Source organism: Stenotrophomonas sp. PFBMAA-4, assembly GCF_030053215.1.
In the GTDB taxonomy this organism is placed as follows: Bacteria; Pseudomonadota; Gammaproteobacteria; order Xanthomonadales; family Xanthomonadaceae; genus Stenotrophomonas.
This window is the reverse complement of the sequence record NZ_JASGBW010000075.1, coordinates 1-600: the sequence shown is the minus strand read 5'-3', so window position 1 is coordinate 600 and position 600 is coordinate 1. Positions and strand designations below refer to the sequence as shown.

The window sequence follows — 600 nt, the reverse complement described above, 5'->3', positions numbered from 1 at the left end:
GCAGACCACGCTGGCGCGCGGGATGGAACTGACGCCCTTGAGTGATCAGTGGCTGCAGTCCATGGGCGGCATGCAGGAACTCTTTGGCGACCTGACCCGACCGGGCAAGGCCGGGAATGTCAGCGTGCAGATCGTGCGATCTTCGGGTACGGCACTGCATGCCCTGGAGAAGAAGGGGTGCAATGAGCTCGGCCTGAAGCTGGATGATGCCAGTTGCCTGCAGCCCTACTGGGAGCGCGACCAGCCGATGCATTCCATCCTTGATGCGATGGTCAACTGCATCGCCTCGGCCAGTGCCTTCGTCTACCTGGAGACGCAGTTCCTGATTTCCGACTGCGGATGGTCCGATGCCGGGCCAGGAAGTGCGGTGGAGACCGCGATCAAGGGGGGCGAGCGCCGGGAAATGACCGAGGCCGAGAAGAAAAAGGCAGGCTACGTCGACAAGGGCGTGGGCATGAGTGGTCCTCTTGGAAAGGCCGGCGTGGTCCAGAACATGGTCACGCGGAAGCAGGGCGTGAAGTCAGCGGCCAGCAACCCCTTGGTGGCGGCCATCGCCGCGCGCATCCGCCGCGCCATCGTGGCCAGGCAGGGGTTCCACGT

General features: G+C 64.2%; 1 pseudogene. It reads left to right on the top strand.

Annotated elements, in window-relative coordinates:
* Positions 1-600: pseudogene (locus QMZ26_RS21215) on the top strand (phospholipase); the annotation flags it as partial.